The organism is Crossiella sp. CA-258035, from assembly GCF_030064675.1.
In the GTDB taxonomy this organism is placed as follows: Bacteria; Actinomycetota; Actinomycetes; order Mycobacteriales; family Pseudonocardiaceae; genus Crossiella.
This window is the reverse complement of the sequence record NZ_CP116413.1, coordinates 5,805,240-5,826,596: the sequence shown is the minus strand read 5'-3', so window position 1 is coordinate 5,826,596 and position 21,357 is coordinate 5,805,240. Positions and strand designations below refer to the sequence as shown.

Annotated in this window: 5 protein-coding genes; 3 read left to right on the top strand and 2 right to left on the bottom strand. The window is 72.3% G+C overall.

Annotation, left to right across the window (positions count from 1 at the left end; genetic code table 11):
* Positions 1-267: 267 nt before the first annotated feature.
* Complete coding sequence (locus N8J89_RS26360; protein WP_283659700.1) at positions 268-1,044, top strand: hypothetical protein; 777 nt, start codon at positions 268-270, stop codon at positions 1,042-1,044.
* 66 nt (positions 1,045-1,110) lie between these two features.
* Here the strand turns inward: N8J89_RS26360 and N8J89_RS26355 are convergent, their stop codons facing one another.
* Entirely contained in the window at positions 1,111-2,169 is a 1,059-nt protein-coding gene (locus tag N8J89_RS26355; RefSeq protein WP_283659699.1) for a DegT/DnrJ/EryC1/StrS family aminotransferase, read from the bottom strand.
* A complete protein-coding gene (locus tag N8J89_RS26350; protein ID WP_283659698.1) occupies positions 2,166-3,566 on the bottom strand; it encodes a glycosyltransferase in 1,401 nt (466 codons plus the stop codon). The genes N8J89_RS26355 and N8J89_RS26350 overlap by 4 nt, the downstream gene beginning before the upstream one ends.
* Before the next feature lie 165 nt (positions 3,567-3,731).
* On the opposite strand from N8J89_RS26350, the gene N8J89_RS26345 reads away from it, so the two are divergent.
* Positions 3,732-9,668, top strand: a complete 5,937-nt coding sequence (locus tag N8J89_RS26345; protein ID WP_283659697.1) for a type I polyketide synthase — start codon at positions 3,732-3,734, stop codon at positions 9,666-9,668.
* Entirely contained in the window at positions 9,665-21,349 is an 11,685-nt protein-coding gene (locus N8J89_RS26340) for a type I polyketide synthase (RefSeq protein ID WP_283659696.1), read from the top strand. The genes N8J89_RS26345 and N8J89_RS26340 overlap by 4 nt, the downstream gene beginning before the upstream one ends.
* The last annotated feature ends 8 nt before the right edge of the window (positions 21,350-21,357 follow it).

Below are 21,357 nucleotides of genomic sequence, written 5' to 3'. Positions count from 1 at the left end.
AGCTGGTCTCATCTCCGCTGGCCTTCCGAACTTGGACCGCATCCTAGCGATCAACCGCCCTTGCGCTGCTTGCTGGGATGCGGTCTGAGTTCGCCTGGGTCAAACGTGTGCGGCGCCAAGAGGCTGCCTGGCGGCGGCCGGTTTCACCTGTGTTGGCGATGCTGGGAAGTACCTCGGTGACGCCACACTAGGGTGACACGAACGTAAGGGGAGGGCTGACTGCTGCGGTGATGCCTAGGCAGGTTGCCTAGTGAAGGGGGAGTAGTCGTGCCACGAGCAAAGATCGCCGACGCTGTATGTGATGGGGACCCGCGCAACTGTGAACTGCTCGCTGTCTTGGAGGAGCACCACGCCCAACGCTGTGCAGAGGTCGGCATCAATGGTGATGAGGCCACCGTGAACGCCATGGCGGTCGGTCTGGTTATCGAGGTCTGGCGGAACAGTCCTGTCGAAAACATGCACGCGGGCAAAAGAGGGCCGAGCGACGCGGCGATGTTCGCGGAGTCCACGGCACTCCATGTCGAGGCGGTCAAGGCGTTGACCGCGAGCGACCTGAGCTATGGTCTGCTCGATTTCGAGCAGCATCTGCTGGATCGCGCACGACCCTGGGCCGGCACTGGAGGCAGGACTCTCGGCGATCTTGGGCGTGGCTTCCTCGGGGAATACCGGAAGCATGTGAAGAGCAGGACGAACGCCTTGATGGGTCTTGTCAGACACACCTGTGTTGATGAGCCGCTCCGTGCCTACCTGGTGAACAGGGCAGTCGCATCCGGTCGAGACCACAAAGGGATGCCCGGTTGGTCGGTGATCGTTGAGCGCATCGGGATTCTGCTGGCGGATCCAGATCACCCGGCGTGGCGCGATCCTGGCCGTGGCGCGGTGGCGCTTGCCGAAATGCCACCTCAGGCGCCGCCGATCGACGAGTTGGCAGCCGCGCTCCTCGCGGAGCCAGCCAGTATCCCGGTGGACGTGTTGGAGTGGCTGAGCGACCACCTCATCTTCTGCGCGGCCCCACCGTATAGCCCGTTCGCGTGGAAAGAGTAGGTCGGCCCAACAGCACATGGAGAACCCGGGCGGTCAAGTCCCGCCCGGGTTCCTGGTGTGCTCGCTTCAGCGCTGCTGGTAGAACTCCCGCACCTTGCCCACGATGTACTCCTGGTCCTCCGCCGTCAGCCCCACGTACGTCGGCAGGTAGAACCCGGAAGCCGCGTACTTCGCCGCGTTCAGCTTCGGCCACTCCGGGTCGAAGTACTGCGGCTGCTGGCTCATCGGCTTGAAGAACCGCCTGGTCTCAATGCCCTCCGCGGCCAGGTGCGCGCGCAGCGGTTCGCGGTCCTCGGCCAGCACGTCGTACATCCACAGCACATCGCGGGGCGGCATGACCGTGATGCCCTCGATGCCGGCCAGGCCCTCGTCGTAGCGGGCCGCGATCTCCTTGCGGGCGGCCAGGAAGGTGTCCAGCTGCTCGGTCTGGGCCAGGGCGACCGCGGCCTGCATGTCGGTCATCCGGAAGTTGTAGCCCAGCTTGCGGTGCAGGAACGAGTGGTCGGGGCTGAAGGCCATGCCGCGCAGGTGGCGCATCTGGGCGTCCAGCACCGGGTCGTTGGTGACGCAGATGCCGCCCTCGCCGCTGGTGATGATTTTGTTGGCGTACAGGGAGAACGCCGCGATGTGGGCGACCGGGCGGACGCCGTGGGACTCCGCGGAGTCCTCGACCACGCGGAGGTTGTACTCGTGCGCCAGCTCCATGATCGGGTCCATGTCGCAGCGGCGGCCGTAGATGTGCACCGGCATGATCGCCTTGGTGCGCGGGGTGATCTTCTCTTCGATCTTGGTGACGTCGATGTTCAGGTCGTCCGCGCAGTCGACGAACACCGGGGTGGCTCCGGTGTAGGTGACGGCCCAGGCGGAGGCGATCATGGTGAACTCGGGCACGATCACCTCATCGCCTGGGCCGACCCCCAGTGCGCGCAGCGCCAGCGTCAGCGCGGCCGTGCCGGAGGAGCAGGCCACCGCGCTGGACATCTGGTTGTAGCTGGCGAAAGCTTCCTCGAACTGGCGCACGTGCGGCCCCAGCGAGGAGATCCACCCTCGCTGGATCCCGTCCGTGACGTACTCCAGCTCGCGCCCGGACAGGACCGGCTTGGAGACGTGGTACCGGTAGCTCATGCGTTGCTCGTCTCGGTGAGTTGCGGGAGGGACAGCAGAGCGTCGGCGGCGGCCGCCCGGCCACCGGCCTTGGACATCGCGGCGGCGAACCGCCGGGAACGTTCGGTGTAGGACTGCTCGGTCAGCACCGGCAGCACCTTGCCGGTGAGGTCGTCGGCGTCGATCGTCGCGGGGCGGTCCACCGCCTGGCCCAGGCCCATGCTCTCCACCCGGACCGCCTGGTCGTAGCAGTCCACCCACAGCGGCCGCACCACCTGCGGCTTGCCGAAGAACACGCTCTCGTGGAAGGCGTTGCCGCCACCGTGGTTGACGAAGACCTTCACGCTGGGATGGGCCAGCACGTCCAGCTGCGAGGGCACCCAGCCCTCGACCCGCAGGTTCGGCGGCAGGTCCGCGGGCAGCATCGGCTGCTGGGACTCGGGCAGCGACCACAGCACGTGCGCCTTGCCGTCCAGCCGTCGCGCGACCTCGACCAGCGCGGCCACGTCGGCGGTGGTGAGGCGGGTGATGGTGCCAAAACCCATGTACACCACGGAATCCCGGCCGTCCAACCAGTCGGTCAGCTCATCGGCCGGCGCCTGCGGCAGGGGCGGCACCATCGCGCCGACGAAGGTGAACTTGTCCGGGACGTCGAACGGGTAGTCCAGCTCCGGCAGCGAGTAGCACAGCACCCGCTCGGCCTGCTCGAAGGCGGCCAGCGACTTGGTGGTCTCGGCGGAGATGCCCAGTTCCGCGCGGATCTTGGCCTGGGCCTGGACCCGCTTGTTGGTCTCCGGGTTGAGGAAGTGCAGCAGGGTGCGCCAGCGGAACAGCTGGTTGCGCAGCCGCTGGCCGGCCGTCATCGGGTACGGCAGGGCCGACCGCGGGGTCGGGAAGTCCTTGGGGGTGTACGACCTGCCGAACGGGGTGACCAGGCTGACGATGTTGCTGGCCACGAACGGGCAGCTGAGCACGTACGGGATGCCCTTGGTGATGGCCAGGTCGATGGCGTGCTTGCACATCACGTCGATCACCATCAGCGCGGGCCGGTGCTGCTCGACCGCGGCTTCCAGCGCCCGGTACTTGGGGACGGTGATCTCGGGCTTGAAGTTGTGCCGCAGCAGCGCCCGGAAGGCCTTGAACCTGGAGGGCTGGGTGACCGCGCGGTAGGTCGGCTCGTCCCAGGTGGTCGGGGACAGCTCGGGCACCGGTTCGCCGAGGGAGATGAACTCGATCTTGCTGGTCGCGGTCAGCGCCTCGACGTCGGCGCGCCGGGGCTCGTCACTGGCGAAGAACACGTCCTGCACGCCGCGCCGGGCCAGTTCACCCGCCAGCACCAGCATCGGGTTGGCCAGGCCGGCCGCCGGCAGGCTGACCAGCATGATCGGCTTCCGCGGGTGCTCAGCGAGCTCTGCCATGCCCACAGGGTGAAGGGCGGGCAGCCCGGAATTTGCTAGAGATTCCGACCGCTCTGTCTGGGGGAATCCGCAGTTGGCCGTTTGTACCGTCGCCTCGGGAATCCCCTGATCCACGGCGGCAAGGTGGTCCGGATGCGGAGTGAGGCTGATACGTGTCTGTCACACGTGCGGAGTGCCGCGGCTGCGCTGCTGGGCACACCAGCGGACGCGCTGCCGGTGCAGGTGGCGCTACGTGAGCTCGGCGCCGACTCCGCCGGGCTGACCAGGTTGACCCAGGAGCTGTCCCGGCGACTCGGTCGTCCGGTGCCCGCCTGGGCGCCCTACCGGCACCCGACGGTGGCCGCACTGACGGCGTTCCTGGACGGTCGGCCGACCGGTCGGCCCGAGTCGACCACTGAGGCGGTGCGGAACGAGCCGATCGCGATCGTCGGCCTCGGCTGCCGACTGCCCGGCGGCATCGGTACGCCCGGCCAGCTCTGGGATGCGCTGCTGGCCGAGGTGGACGCGGTGGGGCCGGTGCCCGCGGACCGCTGGCACGCCGAACAGTGGTACGACGCCGACGTCACCAGCCCCGGCAGGACCACCACCCGCCGCGGCGGCTTCCTGGACGACGTGGCCGGGTTCGACGCGGCCTTCTTCCGGATGTCCCCGGCCGAAGCCGAGCACGCCGACCCGCAGCAGCGGATCACCCTGGAGGTGGCCTGGTCCGCGCTGGAGGACGCGCGGATCGTGCCCGGCGGCCTGACCGGCAGCCGCACCGGGGTCTTCCTGGGCACCATGTGGCAGGAGTACTACCTGGCCACCGGTGCGGACCCGAACACGGTGGGCTCGCAGTCCGCGGTGGGCTGGGACACCTCGATCATCCCGGCCCGGGTCGCCTACGCCCTCGGCCTGCAGGGACCCGCGGTGTCGGTGGGCAGCGCGTGCAGCTCCTCGCTGGCCGCGGTGCACCTGGCCGCGCACAGCCTGCGCCGCGGCGAGTCCGACCTGGCGCTGGCCGGTGGCATCAGCCTGATGCTGCACCCGCACACCACGGTCGCGATGACCAAGTTCGGCGGCGTCAACCCCGACGCCCAGTGCCGCGCCTTCGACGCCGGCGCCAACGGCTACGTGCGCAGCGAGGGCTGCGGAGTCGTGGTGCTGCGGCGGCTTTCCGACGCGCTGCGGGACGGCAACCGGATCTACGCGGTGCTGCTGGGCAGCGCGATGAACAACGACGGCGCCTCCAACGGCCTCACCGCGCCCAACCCCGAAGCCCAGGTCGACGTGCTCCGCTCGGCCTGGCGGGAAGCCGGGGTGCCGACCGATCAAGTGTCCTATGTGGAGGCTCACGGCACCGGGACCAAGCTCGGCGACGTGATCGAGACCTCCGCGCTCGGCGAGGTGTTCGGCCCCGGCCGCGCCGAACCGCTGCGGATCGGCTCGGCCAAGACGAACTTCGGTCACCTGGAACCGGCCGCCGGTGTGCTCGGCCTGATGAAGACCGCTTTGTCGCTGTACCACGGTGAACTGCCCGCCAGCCTGCACTTCGACGAACCCAACCCGAACATCGACTTCGCCGCCGAACAGCTCCAGGTGGTGACCTGCCGCAGCCCCTGGCCCGCCGGGCACCGGTACGCCGGGGTGAGCGGGTTCGGCTTCGGCGGCACCAACGTGCACCTCGCGCTGGGCCAGGCGCCCGCCAGCCCCCGCACCCTGGTGGCACTGGGCGCGGACACCGCGGAAGAGCTGTGGAAGAGCATCGCGGCCACGGCCAGGGGGCCGGTGGCACCCGTGCTGAGCAGCGGATCCGGCCCGCACCGCGCCTTCGCCGCGCTGGAGCGGCCCGCGGACCTGGTGAACCTGCTCGCGCTGGCCGAGGTCGGCGTGGCCGGGACCGCGCCCGCACTGGCCTTCTGCTTCTCCGGCCACGGCAGCCAGTGGACCGGCATGGGCCGGGACCTGCTGACCGAGCCGGAGTTCCGCGCCGCGATGTCCGAAGTGGACAGTGAGCTGGCTTCGGTGCTCGGCCGGTCGGTGCTGGACGACCTGCTGGAGGAGCGGCGGCTGGAGCGGGCCGATGTGGTGCAGCCCGCGCTGTTCGCGGTGCAGGTCGCGCTGTTCCGCACGCTGGCCGCCCGTGGCGTGACTCCGGCCGTGGTCTTCGGGCAGAGCGTGGGTGAGGTGGCCGCCGCGGTCGCCGCCGGTGCGCTCACCGTGGCCCAGGGCGCGCAGGTCATCGGCCGGTGGTCCCGGCTGATCGCCGAGCGCGCCGCCGGCACCGGGACCGTGCTGGTCTGCGACCTGGACGTGGTGGAAGCGGCCAGGCGGGTCGGCGACCGGCTGACCGTGGCCGGTGAGCTCTCGCCGGGACAGGTGTGTGTTTCCGGTGCCACCGAGGCGATCGACGAGTTCGAGCAGGAGTTGACCGAGGCCGGGATCGGCACGGTCAGGGTGGCCATCGACTACCCGTCACACAGCCGCGAACTGGCCGCCCTCACCGCCGAGCTGACCGAACTGCTCGGCGACATCCGCCCGGCCGCGACCAGGATTCCGTTCCTCTCCACCGTCACCGGTGGCGAGCTGGCCGGGACCGAGCTGGACGGGGCCTACTGGGCGCGCAACATGTGTGAGCCGATGCGCCTGGTCGACGCGGTCCGCGCGCTGCCGCCGGGCTGTCGGATCGTGGAGGTCAGCCCGCACCCGGTGCTGCGCGTCCCGATCGGCCGCACCCTGGACACCGAGGTGCTCGCCACCTGCCGCCGGAACCGCCCCGGCACCGAGACCCTTGCCGACCTGCTCGGTCTACTGTGGACAGACGGCGTCGACGTCGACTGGGGCGGGGACACCGGGCAGCCGGTGGCCTGGCCGCTGTCCGCGCAGTCGCCGTCCGCCCTGCGCGCCCAGGCCGAAGCCCTGCGCGCGCACGCCGAATCCGCGCCCGCACTGGGGGTCGCGGACATCGGCCTGTCGCTGGCCACCACCCGGACCGCGTTCGAGCACCGGGCCGTGGTGGTGGGCCACCGGCGGGACCTGCTGGACGGCCTGGCCGCGCTCGCCGCGGGCGAGGACGCGCCGGGACTGGTGGTCGGCCGGGCGCAGTCCGGGTCGGGGCCGGTGCTGGTCTTCCCCGGCCAGGGCTCGCAATGGGTTGGCATGGCACTGGAACTCGCCGACAGCACACCGGTTTTCACCGAGGCGCTGGCGAAGTGCGAGCGCGCCCTGACGCCGTACGTGGACTGGTCGCTGACCGAGGCGCTGGGCGATGAGGAGGCGTTGCGCCGGGTCGACGTGGTGCAGCCCGCGCTGTGGGCGGTGATGGTCTCGCTGGCCGCGCTGTGGTCCGCGCACGGCGTCCGCCCGGCCGCGGTGGTCGGGCACTCCCAGGGCGAGATCGCCGCCGCCTGCGCGGTCGGCGCACTGTCCCTTGAGGACGGTGCCCGGATCGTCGCGCTGCGCTCGCAGGAGATCGCGCGGGCGCTGGCCGGGCACGGCGGCATGGTCTCCACCACGCTGCCCAGGACCGAGGCGCTGGCCCGGCTGGCCGAATGGGACGGCAGGCTGTCCCTGGCCGCCGCGAACGGCCCGGCCGCCACCGTGATCTCCGGCGATCCGGGGGCCCTGCACGAGTTCGTGGCCAAGGTGCAGGCCGACGGGGTGCGCGCCCGGCACCTGCCGGTGGACTACGCCTCGCACTCTGACCACGTGGAAGCCATCCGCGGCGAGCTGCTCACCGCGCTGGCCCCGATCCAGCCACGCACCGCCGAGGCCGCGTTCTGGTCCACGGTGACCGCCGGACCGCTGGACACCAGTGGCCTCAACGCCGAGTACTGGTACGACAACCTGCGCTCCCCGGTGGAGTTCGAGGCCACCGTGGCCGCGCTGATCGAGGCGGGGCACCGCACCTTCATCGAGGTGAGCCCGCACCCGGTGCTCACCGCGGGCATCCAGGACGCCGGTCAGGACGTGCTCGCCTTCGGCAGCCTGCGCCGCGATGACGGTGGCCCGCAACGGTTCCTGACCTCGCTGGGCCAGGCGCACGCGCACGGCCTGCCGGTGCGCTGGGACTACCCCGGCGCCCGCCTGGTCGACCTGCCCACCTACCGCTTCCAGCACCAGCGCTACTGGCTGGAGACCACCCCGCCCGCGACCACCACCGCGACGCCGGAGTCCGAGACGTTCTGGCACCTGGTGCACCAGGCCGATGTCGAGTCCCTGCAACGCCTGCTCGCGGTGTCCGAGAGCGCGACCCTGCCCGAGCTGGTGTCCGCGCTGGCCAGCTGGCACCGCAGGGAGAACGCGGCCAAGCTGATCGAGGACTGGCGCTACGCCACCGCCTGGCGCGCGGTGGCCGACCCGGCGCGCACCGCCACCGGCAGCTGGCTGGTGCTGGTGCCCAAGGGAGAAGGCCCCTGGACCGACGCGGTGTCCGGCCTGCACCGGCAGGGCCTGCGGCTGGTCACCGTCGAGTGCGAGCACCACCCCGGCCGCGACGAACTGGCCACCGCCAGCGCCGCCGCGGTCCCCGCCGACGTCACCGGCGTGCTCTCACTGCTCGCGCTGATCCCCGGCGAGCGGGTGGACCACCCCGGCGTGCCCGCCGGGTACGCGGCCACCCTCCTTGCCCTGCAAGCACTCGGCGACGCCCGGATCAGCGCGCCGCTGTGGTGCGTGACCAGCGGCGCGATGATCACCGACCCCGGCGACCGCGAGGTCCGGCCCGACCAGCGCATGGTGTGGGGCCTCGGCCGGGTGGCCGGGCACGAGCACCACGACCGCTGGGGCGGCCTGATCGACCTGCCTGCCGAGCCGCGCGAGGGCAGCTGGCGGCAGTTGGCCGCCGCGCTCACCCGCACTGACGGCGAGGACCAGCTGGCGCTGCGGCCCTTCGGCACCCTGGCCTGCCGCCTGGTCCGACCGGCGGCACACCGCGCGGAGGCTGGGGAGTGGCGACCCAAGGGCACCGTGCTGGTCACCGGCGGTACCGGCGCGCTCGGCGCGCACGTGGCCCGCTGGCTGGCCGAACGCGGCGCCCGCGAGCTGGTGCTGGTCAGCCGCCGCGGCCCGGCCGCGCCCGGCGCGGCGGAACTGCACGCCGAGCTGGCCGAGCTGGGCGCGGAGGTGCGGATCGAGGCCTGCGATGTCAGCGACCGCGGCCAGCTGCGCGAGTTGCTGGCGCGGGTCGGTGACCTGGACGCGGTGGTGCACACCGCCGCCGTGCTGGCCGACTCCACGCTGCGCGCGCTCAGCCTGGCGCAGGTCGCGGAAGCCCAGCGCGCCAAGGTGGTCAGCGCCTGGCACCTGCACGAGCTGACCGCCGAGCTGAACCTGTCCGCGTTCGTGCTCTTCTCCACTCTCGGCGCCACCGTCGGCATTCCCGGCCAGGGCAACTACGCCCCGGCCAACGCCGCCCTGGACGCCCTCGCCGAGCTCCGCCGCGCCCAGGGCCTGCCGGCCACCGCGGTCTCCTTCGGCGCCTGGGACGGCGACGGCCTGGCCACCACCGCGGTCCGCCCGACCCTGGAACGCCACGGCATCAACCTGATGGCCCCCGAGCTGGCGCTGAAAGCCTTGCAGGAAGCCATCGACGGGGGCAGGGCCAGCCAGGTGGTGGCCGACATCAAGTGGGAGCGGTTCGCCCCGACCCTCACCGCGCTGCGCCCGAGCCCGCTGCTGGCCGACCTGCCGGACGCCCGCACCTCAAGCGGCGCAACGGCAACCGCGACCGAACCGGACCTGGCTGACCGGCTGGCCGCACTGCCTGCCCGCCGCCGCGCGGAACTGGTGCTGGACGTGGTGCTGCGGCACACCGCAGCCGTGCTCGGCTACCGGCGCGGCGACCGGCCCGAGGAGACCAGGACCTTCCGCGACCTCGGCATCGACAGCGTCACCGGCGCCGACCTGAGCAAACGGCTCGGCGCGGAAACCGGTGTGCGCCTGCCGGTCACGCTCGTCTTCGAGCAGCCGACCCCGGCCGCGGTGGCCGAACACCTGCTGGACCAGCTCGACCTGGACGACCCCGCGACGGAGGAAGCCCCGGCCGCCGCGCCGATGGCGGACGTCTCCGACGACGAACTGTTCGACCTCATCGACAGCATCACCATGAGCCGGAGGAATACGTGACGGCGACCGAACAGAAGCTGCGCGAGTACCTCAAGCGGGCCACCAGCGAGCTGAACGCGCTGCGCGAGGAGCGCGCCCGGTCGAGCGAACCGATCGCGGTGCTCGCGATGAGCTGCCGCTTCCCCGGCGGCATCAACTCCCCGGAGGACTTCTGGCGGCTGCTGGCGGCAGGGGAGCAGGCGATCGGCCCGCTGCCCGGCGACCGCGGCTGGGACCTGGACGGCCTCTACCACCCCGATCGGGACCACCCCGGCACGCTGTACGCGCGAGCAGGCGGGTTCCTCAGCGACGCGGCCGAGTTCGACCCGGCCTTCTTCGGCATCGCCCCGCGCGAGGCGGTGGCCATGGACCCGCAGCAGCGGCTGCTGCTGGAGAACGCCTGGGAGGCGCTGGAACGCGCCCGGATCGTGCCGGAGTCCCTGCGCGGCAAGGACGTCGGCGTCTACATCGGCACCAACGGCCAGGACTACGCCGGACTCACCACCGCGGGCGGCGACTCCGAGGGCCACGCCCTCACCGGCGGCGCGGCCAGCGTGCTCGCGGGCCGGATCTCCTACGTGCTCGGCCTGGAAGGCCCCTCGGTCACCCTGGACACCGCCTGCTCCTCCTCGTTGGTGGCGCTGCACAACGCGGTCCGCGCGCTGCGGGCAGGCGAGTGCTCGCTGGCGCTGGCCGGTGGCGCGACCGTGATGGCCGGACCGCAGCTGCTGATCGAGTTCTCCCGCCAGGGCGGGCTGTCGCCGGATGGCCGCTGCCGCGCGTTCAGCGAGGACGCCGACGGCACCGGCTTCTCCGAGGGCAGCGGCCTGGTGCTGCTGCAACCGCTGTCCGACGCGCTGGCCCAGGGGCGCCCGATCCTGGCGGTCATCCGCGGCTCGGCGGTCAACTCCGACGGCGCGTCCAACGGCCTGAGCGCGCCCAACGGCAGCTCGCAGCAGCGGGTCATCCGCGCCGCGCTGGCCGACGCCGGGGTGGAGGCCGCCGAGGTGGACCTGCTGGAGGCGCACGGCACCGGCACCCGCCTCGGCGACCCGATCGAGGCGCACGCGCTGCTGGCCACCTACGGCAGGGCGCACGCGGGCGGCGAACCGGCGTTGCTGGGCGGGGTGAAGTCCAACATCGGGCACACCCAGGCCGCGGCCGGGGTCGCCGGGTTCATCAAGGTCGTGGAGAGCCTGCGGCGGGGCGAGGCGCCGCGGACGCTGCACGCGGAGACGGCGAGCAGCCGGGTGGACTGGTCGACCGGCGGGATCAGCCTGGTCACCGAGCACCGGGAGCTGGCGGCGGGGGATCGGCCTTGCCGGGCCGGGATCTCGGCGTTCGGGATCAGCGGGACCAACGCGCACATGATCCTGGAGCAGGCCCCCGCTGCGGTGGCCGAGAAGCCTGCCGAGCCCGCTGATTCGCTTGTCCCCGTGGTGCTTTCCGGCCACACCGAAGCCGCCCTCCGCGCCCAGGCCACCGCGCTCGCCGACACCGCGGCCACCGCCCGGCCCGTGGACCTGGCCTGGTCCCTGGCCACCACCCGCGCCCGCCACCAGCGCCGCGCCGCCGTGATCAGCGCCGACACCGAGCAGCTGCTCGCCGGACTGCGCGCCATCGCCACCGGCGAACCTGCCCCCGGCGTGGTCACCGGCGCGGTGCTGCCCGGCAAGACCGCGTTCGTCTTCCCCGGCCAGGGCGCCCAGCGCGCGGCCATGGGCGCCGAGCTCTACCGCACCTTCCCGGCCTTCGCCCAGGCTTACGACGCGGTCTGCGCACACCTGGACCCGCTGCTGCCCCGGCCGCTGCGCGAGATCACCTTCGCGCCCGCGGACACCCCGGAAGCCGCGCTGCTCAACCAGATCGGCTTCACCCAGCCCTCGCTGTTCGCCTTCCAGGTCGCGCTCTACCGGCTGGTCGAGTCCTGGGGCGTCACCCCGCACTACGTGCTCGGCTACTCCACCGGCGAGCTCGCCGCGGCACACGTCGCCGGGGTCTGGTCGCTCGAAGACGCCTGTGCGCTGGTGGCCGCGCGTGGCCAGCTGATGCAGTCGCTGCCGCCGGGCGGTGCGATGCTCGCGGTCCGCGCGTCTGAGCAGGACCTGTTGCCACTGCTGGAGAACCGCGAGCACGAGCTGGTGGCCGGACTGGTCAACGGGCCGAACTCGGTGATCCTCTCCGGCACCGTGGAGGCCATCGAGCAGGCCACCGAAGCGCTGCTCGCCGCGGGCCGCGAGGTCAAGCGGCTGGTCATGGACCACGCCTACCACTCGCCACTGATGGAGCCGATGCTGCCCGAGTTCGCCGCGGTCGCCGCCAGGGCCACCGCGCGCGAACCGGAGATCGGCCTGGTGTCCAACGTGACCGGCGGCCTGATCAGCGCTGAGGTCCTCGACCCCGGCTACTGGGTCAGCCACGTCCGCTCCACCGTGCGCTTCGCCCAGGGCGTCAGCACACTGCTGGAGGCCGGGGTCACCCGCTTCCTGGAACTCGGCCCGGACGGCTCCGGCGCGGCCATGGTCGGCGACTGCGTGGCGGATGCCCGCCAGCGGGTCGCGGTGGTCGCCGCGCAGCGCCGGGACCGCCCAGAGGCTGAGGCCGTGCTCACCGGACTCGCCGAGGCGCACGCGCACGGCGTGGAGGTCGACTGGGCCGCGGTGTTCGCCGGGCACCAGCCGCGCGTGATCGACCTGCCGACGTATCCGTTCCAGCGCAGCAGGTTCTGGGTCACGCCGAAGGCCACCGCGGCCGGTGGCGCGCTGGAGCTCACCGAGGTCGACCACCCCTGGCTGATGGTGGAACCGGCGCTCGCGGGCGGCGCGGGGCACGTGCTGGCGGGCAGGCTCTCCGTCGCCGACCACCCGTGGCTGGCCGACCACGTGGTGCACGGGCACATCGTGATGGCCGGAACCGGGTTGATGGAGCTGGCCATCGCCGCCGCGCAACGACTCGGGCTGAGCCAGGTCGCCGGACTGGTGATGATCTCGCCGCTGGTGCTGCCGGAGAACTCGGCGGTGCGCGTCCAGGTCTCGCTCACCCCGCCGGTGGACGGGCGTCCGCTGGTGGCCATCCACAGCAAACCCGTTGGCGGGGAAGGGGACTGGACCCTGCACGCCACCGGCGAGCTCGGCGAGGTCCCGCAACCGGACACCGGTGCCGAGGGGTTCGCCGACCTGCGCGAGTGGCCGGTGCCTGGCGCGGAACCCGTTGACCTGACCGGGCTTTACGACCGGTTCGCCGACCAGGGCGTGGACTACGGCCCCGGCTTCATGACCACCACCGCGCTGTGGCGGCGCGATGGCGTCGGCTACGGCACGGTCCGGCTGCCCGATGACGTGGACGGCACTCCGTACGCGCTGCACCCCGCGCTGCTGGACGGCGCGCTGAACGTGATGCGGGCCTGTGCGGACGGCGGCCAGGACGCCGACCACGTGCAGATGCCCTTCGAGTGGTCCGGCGTTGAGCTGTACGCCACCGGGGCCAGCGAGCTGCGGGTCCGGGTGCAGGCCGAGGCGGTCTCCGGCGGGCGGCGGCTGACCGTGTGGCTGGCCGACGGCACCGGTGCCCCGGTGGCCAGGGTGCAGCGACTCGACCTGCGCACCGCCAAACCCGAGCAGTTCCAGGCCACCGGCCGCGCCCAGGACCTCTACCGCGTGCAGCTCCAGCGCGTCACCCTGCCTGCCACCGCGGCGATGCCGGTGAACCGGGTCGTGGTGGACGCGACCGCCCAGGACCTCCCGGTCACCCAGGCCACCGCCGAGGCGCTGACCGAGATCCAGCGGATCATCACCGAACAGCCCGGGGCCGAACTGGTCTGGCTGGGCAGCGGCCTGGCGGGCGCGGCCGTGCGCGGCCTGCTGCGCACCGCCCGCACCGAGCACCCGGACCGCGTGCTGCGCTGGATCGGCGTCGACGGCCCGGTGCCGGAGGCCGCGCTGGCGCTGGACGAACCCGAACTGGTGGTCAACGCCGACGGCGTGTTCGCACCCCGCCTGGCCAAGGTCACCGAAGACGCCACCGGTGAGCTGACCCTCGACGGCACCGTGCTGATCACCGGCGGCACCGGCCAGCTCGGCGCCGCGGTCGCCGAACACCTGGTGCGCCAGTACAATGCGCGCAAGCTCGTGCTCGCCTCCCGCCGCGGTGAGGACGCACCGGGCGCGACCGAACTCCGCGAGAAGCTGGGCGTGGACACCCGGATCGTGGCCTGCGACATCACCGACCGCGCCGCACTGGCCGACCTGCTCGCCGGTATCCCCGACCTCACCGCGGTGGTGCACCTGGCCGGGGTGCTCGACGACGGCCTGCTGCTGGACCAGGACGCCGACCGCCTGGCCGAGGTCTTCGCGCCCAAGGCCGCCGCCCTGCACCTGGACGAGCTGACCCGCGACCGCGACCTGACCGCGTTCGTGCTGTTCTCCTCGGCCGCCGGCGTCCTCGGCACCGCGGGCCAAAGCACTTACGCCGCAGCGAACTCCGTGCTCGACGAGCTCGCCGTCCAGCGCCGCCAGGCCGGACTGCCCGCGACCAGCCTCGCCTGGGGCCTGTGGCAGCCCGAGTCCGACGGCATGACCAGCCACCTGGGCGCGGCGGAACTCTCCCGCATGCGCAGGCAGGGCATCGTCGCCTTCCCCGTCGCCGAGGGCCTGCGGTTGCTGGACACCGCGCTGCGGCTGGACGAACCGGCGCTGGTGCCGGTTCGCCTCGACCTGCGCGGACCGCGGCAGGAGGCCGAGCAGGGCGGCCACCTCGCCGCGGTCCTGCGCACCCTGGTCCGCCTGGCCCCGCGTCAGGCCGCCGCCCGCAACACCGACGAACCCGAGTCCCTGCGCGACCGGTTGCTGGCACTGCCCAGGGACCGCCAGCTCGCCGAGCTGACCGCCATCGTGGTGCGCGAGGCGGCCGCGGTGCTCGGCATCACCGACCTGGCCGGACTGCCGGTGGACGAACCCCTGGTGTCCCGAGGGCTCGACTCGCTGATGGCGGTGGAGCTGCGCCGCAAGCTCACCGCGTCCACCGGCGCCACCCTCAGCTCCACCCTGGCCTTCGACTACCCGACCCCGGAAGCCATCGCGGGCCGCCTGGCCACCGTGCTGGAACTGACCCCCCGCGAGACGGCGACCACCACCCCACGCCCGCAAGCCGCGGACCTCGACGAGGACCCCATCGTCATCGTCGGCATGGCCTGCCGCTTCCCCGGCGGCGTGACAGGCCCCGACGACCTGTGGAACCTGGTCGCCGAGGGCACCGAAACCGTCGCCGACTTCCCGACCGACCGCGGCTGGGACCTGGCCCGCCTCTTCGACCCAACCCCCGGCCGCCTGGGCACATCCCACACCCGGGTCGGCAGTTTCCTCTACGACGCAGGCGATTTCGACGCCGCCTTCTTCGGCATGTCCCCGCGCGAGGCGATGGCCACCGACGCCCAGCACCGCCTGCTGCTGGAAAGCTCCTGGGAGGCACTGGAACACGCCGGTATCGACCCCGGCACGCTGAAGGGCAGCGACACCGGGATCTTCGCCGGCGTCATGTACAGCGACTACGCCACCCTGCTCGGCGGCGGCGAGTTCGAGGGCTTCCAGTCCACCGGCAGCGCCCCCAGCGTCGCCTCCGGCCGGGTCGCCTACGCCCTGGGTCTGGAAGGCCCCGCCGTCACGGTTGACACGGCCTGCTCGTCCTCGCTGGTGGCCCTGCACCTGGGCACCCGCTCGTTGCGCTCGGGCGAGTGCAGGCTGGCCCTGGTCGGCGGCGTCACGGTGCTGTCCACGCCAAGCCTGTTCGTGGAGTTCTCCCGCCAGGCCGGCCTCGCCATCGACGGCCGCTGCAAGGCTTTCTCCGACTCCGCCGACGGCACCGGCTGGGGCGAGGGCGTCGGAGTCCTGGTGCTGGAACGCCTGTCGGACGCCCGCCGCCTGGGCCGCCGGGTCCGGGCGGTCGTCCGGGGCACCGCGGTCAACCAGGACGGCGCGTCGAACGGCCTCACCGCCCCGAACGGCCCGTCCCAGCAACGGGTGATCCGCGCCGCGCTCGCGGACGCCGGTTTGTCCACTGTGGACGTTGATGTGGTGGAAGGTCATGGCACTGGTACAACTCTGGGTGATCCGATCGAGGCCCAGGCGCTGGTGGATGTGTATGGGCAGTCTCGCTCGCAGCCGTTGCTGCTGGGGTCGATCAAGTCGAACATCGGGCACACGCAGGCCGCGGCCGGTGTCGCCGGTGTGATCAAGATGGTGCAGGCGCTGGAACATGGTGCTGCGCCGAAGACGTTGCATGTGACTGAGCCTTCGTCGCACGTGGACTGGTCGGCGGGGGCGGTGCAGCTGCTGACCGACACGGTGCCTTGGCCGGAGGTGGATCGGCCACGGCGGGCTGGGGTTTCGTCGTTCGGCGCTAGTGGGACGAACGCGCATGTGATCATTGAGCAGGCGCCGGCGGCGGAGGTCGCGGAGTCGGTGGTGGTGCCGGCGGTGGTGCCGCTGGTGTTGTCGGCGAAGTCGGCGGAGGCGGTGCGGGCGCAGGCTGCTCGGCTGGCAGACGCGATCGGCGGGACCGCGGGCCAGACGGCCAGCGCGTTCGCCGGTGAGAACGCGGACCGCTTGGTCGGTGTTGTCGTCGCCGCGAGCCCCGATGGCTCGGCGAGTGCTCTCGCGGCAGGTGACGCGGACCGCTCAGACAGTTCGCTTGCTGCGAAGATCTCGGACCACCCGGTCAGTGCGTTCGCAGCCGAGACCCCGGATCACCCGGCCAGCGCGCCTGCTGCCGGGAACGCTGAGCGCACCGCCAGCCCGCTCGTCACCGAGCACTCGGGCCACCCGGCCGGTGCACTTGCCGCCGGATCCTCGGCTCTGACTGCCAGCGCACCTGCCGCCCGGCCTGCGGTCCCCTCCGCCAGCGTGGTCGACGCTGGGTTCACCCTGGCCACCGCGCGCGCTGTCCTCCCCGTCCGGTCCGTCCTCGTCGGCACCCCCGACGAGCTCCCCACCCTCCTCCACGCCCCGCTCGAACCCACCCCCGTCCTCGCCGGTGGCCGCTCGCTCTTCGTCTTCCCCGGCCAGGGCTCCCAGTGGGTCGGCATGGCCCGTCAGCTGCTGGACGAGTCTCCGGTCTTCGCCGCCCGCTTCGCTGAATGCGGCGACGCCCTTGCGCCGCACATTGAGTGGTCGATCACTCATGCTTTGGCGGATGAGGAGTTGTTGGCCCGGGTCGATGTGGTGCAGCCGGTGACCTGGGCGGTCAACGTTTCGCTGGCCGCGTTGTGGCAGTCGCTGGGTGTTGTGCCGGAGGGAGTGGTCGGCCACTCACAGGGGGAGGTCGCCGCGGCGGTTGTGGCTGGTGGGTTGTCGCTGGCGGATGGCGCGTTGGTGGTGGCGCGGCGGTCGCAGTTGATCGCGCGGGTGTTGTCCGGGCGTGGTGGCATGGCCTCGATCGCGTTGCCGGTTGCGGAAGTGCTGCCGCGACTGACCGACGGCATCGAGATCGCGGCGGTGAACGGGCCGGCTGCCGTGGTGGTGTCGGGCGAGGAGCGGGCGCTGGCGGAGTTCGTGGCCGCGGGAGTGGCCGAGGATCTTCGGGTCAAGCGGATCGCGGTGGACTACGCCTCGCACTCGCAGTTCGTCGAAGAGTTGGAAGACGAGCTCGCGCAGGTGCTGGCCTCGGTTCAGCCCCGGTCGGGCGATATTCCGTTCTTCTCCACGGTGACCGGGGACTGGCTGGACACCGCGGAGCTGGACAGCGGGTACTGGTATCGGAACTTGCGGCAGCAGGTGCACTTCCACTCCTCGATGCAGGCGCTGATCGGCTCCGGGTACAACCGGATCATCGAGGTCAGTCCGCATCCGGTGCTGGTGGCCGAGGTTGAGGCCACTTTGGACGGTGCCGGAGTCGAGGGGGTGGTGACCGGGTCGTTGCGCCGCAACGAGGGTGGCGCGCGGCGGTTCCTCGAATCAGTTGGCGCGTGGTGGACTCGCGGTGGTCACGTGGACTGGTCGGCCTGGTTCGCCGGGTCCGGCGCGCGGGTGGTCGACCTGCCCACCTACCCGTTCCAGCACCAGCGTTTCTGGCCCGCGCCGCGGGTCTCGGGCGATGCCTCCGCCTTCGGGCTCACCGCGACCCACCATCCGGTGCTGGGCGCGGCGGTGCCGCTGGGCGACGGGTCCGGGGTGGTGCTGACCGGGCGGTTGTCCAGGAACACCCAGCCCTGGCTGGCCGACCACCAGGTCAGCGGCACCGCGATCCTGCCGGCCACCGCCTTCATTGAACTCGCCGTGCGGGCGGGTGACGAGGTGGACTGCGCGCGGGTTGAGGAGCTGATCTTGGGTGCGCCGCTGGTGCTGGACGGTGAGGTGGAGGTCCAGGTCAAGGTGGACGCCCCGGACGAGGACGGTCGCCGTTCGCTGGCCGTGCACGCCCGGCCCGGGGCCGACGCCGCCTGGACCAGGCATGCCACGGGTGTGCTGGCTCCCGGTGCGCCTGAACCGGCTGAGGGGCTGGGCGCGGTGTGGCCGCCGAGTGGCGCGGTGGAGATCGACCTGACCGCCTTCTACGACGAGGCCGCCGCGTCCGGGTACGAGTACGGGCCCGCGTTCCGTGGGCTCAGCCGGGCCTGGCACGTCGACGGCGAGGTGTTCGCCGAAGTCGCGTTGCCGGAACGGGTTTCGGTCACCGGGTTCGGGTTGCACCCGGCGTTGCTGGACGCGGCGCTGCAGACGGTGTTGTTGTCCCAGCAGGAGGTCGCGGCCGGTGCGCTGCCCTTCGCCTGGGAGCAGGCGGAGCTGCACGCCACCGGCGCGAGCGCGCTGCGGGCCCGGCTGCGTCACCTCGGCGCGGACGGCGAGGACACCCTGGTGGCCCTGACCGTCGCCGATGCCACCGGCGCGGTCGTGTTCACCACCCGGTCGCTGCGGCTGCGCGCCGCGGCCGAGGGCATCGCCCGGACCGAATCGGTGTCTCTGTACACAGTGGACTGGACGCCGGTCAGCGGCACGGGCGCCGACCCGGCCGACCTGCTCACCGTGACCGACCTGGCCGAGATCCCGGACAGCCCGGCCACCGTGGTGCTGCCGCTGGCCACCGCGCCCGGCGATCCGGTGACCGCCGCGCATGACACCTCCGAACAGGTGCTCACCCTGGTGCAGCGCTGGCTGAGCGGGAGTGCGTCGCGGCTGGTGCTGGTCACCACCGGCGCGCGGACCGGCCGGGACCTGGCCGCGGCCACCGCCTGGGGGCTGGTGCGCACCGCGCTCACCGAGAACCCCGGCCGCTTCGGGCTGCTCGACGTGGACCGGCCCGAGGACATCTCCCTTGCCCTGCCACACATCGCGGCGGGCAACGAGCCGCAGCTCGCGGTGATTGACGGCGAGGTGTGCGCGCCGCGGCTGGCCGCGGACCAGAGCAGGCTGCTCGCACCGGTGCACCGCCGGGACTGGCGGATGGACGTGGTCGAACCCGGCTCGGTGGACGGGCTCGGGTTCGTGCCCACCACGGCTGCCGCGGAAACCCTTGGCGTGGGCCAGGTTCGGCTCGGTGTCACCGCGGCGGGCATGAACTTCCGGGACGTGCTCGGCACCCTCGGCTACGGCAAGGTGCTCGACCAGCTGGAGGTCTCGGCCGGTCTGATGGGCGCTGAGGCCGTCGGTGTGGTGCTGGAAATCGGTCCTGGGGTTGAAGATCTGGCTCCTGGTGACCGGGTTCTTGGTGTGGTGGACGGTGGGTTCGCGCCGGTGGTGGTGGTCGACCACCGGCACCTGGTGCGGATTCCGGCCGGGTGGCACGACATCGAGGCCGCCAGCGTGCCCGCCGCCTTCCTCACCGCCTACTACGGCCTGGTGGACATCGCCGCGCTCAAGCCCGGCGAGAAGGTGCTCATCCACGCCGGCACCGGCGGGGTCGGCATGGCCGCGATCCAGCTCGCCCGGCACCTGGGCGCGGAGGTCTACGCCACCGCGAGCGAGCCCAAGTGGGCCGTGCTGCGCGAGCTCGGCGTGCCGGAGGACCACATCGCCTCCACCCGCAGCCTGGACTTCGCCACGAAGTTCCCCAAGGTCGACGTGGTGCTGAACTCGCTGGCCAACGAGTTCGTGGACGCCTCCCTGGACCTGCTCAACCCGGGTGGCCGGTTCGCCGAGATGGGCGTCAACGACGTGCGCACCGCGGACCAGCTCGTCAAGTGGCCCGGCGTGATCTACCACGCCTTCCACGTGGACGAGGCCGGTCCGGATCGCACCAAGGGCATGCTGACCGAGCTGGTCGAGCTCTTCGAGCGGCAGGTGCTCACCCCGCTGCCGACCCGGTCCTACGACCTGCGCCGCGCGGTGGAGGCCTTCCGGTTCATGAGCCAGGCCAAGCACACCGGCAAGCTGGTGCTGACCATCCCGCGCACCTGGGACACCGGCAAGGCGGTGCTGATCACCGGCGGCACCGGCGGACTCGGCCGCGAGCTGGCCCGGCACCTGGCCGGTCAGGGCTTCAGCTGGCTGGTGCTGGCCAGCCGCAGCGGCGGGAACGCCGACGGGGCAACGGAACTCGCCGCGGAACTGGCCGGGTCGGGTTGCCGGGTGGAGATCGTCGCCTGCGACACCAGCGACCGGGGCGCGGTGCGCGGCCTGGTCGCCGATCTCACCGCGCGCGGCGGACTGACCGCGGTGGTGCACGCCGCCGGGGTGCTGGACGACGCCACAGTGGACAGTCTCACGCCGGGGCAGCTGCACCGGGTGCTGCGGCCTAAGATCGACGCGGCCTGGCACCTGCACGAGGCCACTCGCGAGCTGGACCTGGCCGGGTTCGTGCTGTTCTCCTCGGCCACCGGCGTGCTCGGCACCGCGGGGCAGGCCAACTACGCGGCCGCCAACGCCTGGCTGGACGCGCTGTGCCAGCGGCGGCGGGCCGAGGGCCTGGCCGGTGTGTCGCTGGCCTGGGGGGCGTGGGCGCAGGCCACCGGCATGACCAGGCACCTCAGCCAGGCCGACCACGACCGTTTGCGGCGCAAGGGAATCGTGCCGTTCTCGGTGGCGCAGGGCCTGGCCATGTTCGACGCCGCCGCGGCCACCGACCGGCCGCTCACCCTGCCACTGGTGCTGGACCGCAACGCGCTGGCCGCGGACCCGGACCTCTCGCCGGTGCTGCGGGAGCTGGGCCGCAAGGACCGCCGCACCGCGGCTGCCGCCACCCAGACCGCGGCCGGACTGCTGGGCAGGCTGGCCGCCATGGCCCCGGAGGCACGGCGCGAGCTGCTCGGCTCGGTGCTCCGGGAACACGTGGCCGCGGTGCTGGGCTTCGCGGGCGCCGAGGCGGTCGCGCCGGACCGCACCTTCAAGGACCTGGGCTTCGACTCGCTGACCGCGGTCGAACTGCGCAACAAGCTGGGCGCCGCGCTGGGCAGGCGACTGCCGGCCACCCTGGTCTTCGACTACCCGACGATCACCGCGCTGGCCGGGCACCTGCTCGCCGAGTTCGACTTCGGCGACCCGGCGCCCACCGGCACCCCGCTGGAGTTGTTGGGACAGCTGGAATCGCTGCTGGCCGACCCGGCCGCGGCGCGGGAGGACCGGAGCGCGCTGCTCCGGCGACTGGAGGACCTCGCCGCCGGACTGCGGCGAGCCGACCAGCACGAGGGCGGACCGACCGACGACGACATCAACTCGGTGTCGGTGGAGGAACTGTTCGACCTCATCGACGAGAACTTCGCTGCACCGCAGGAATGACGAGCTCT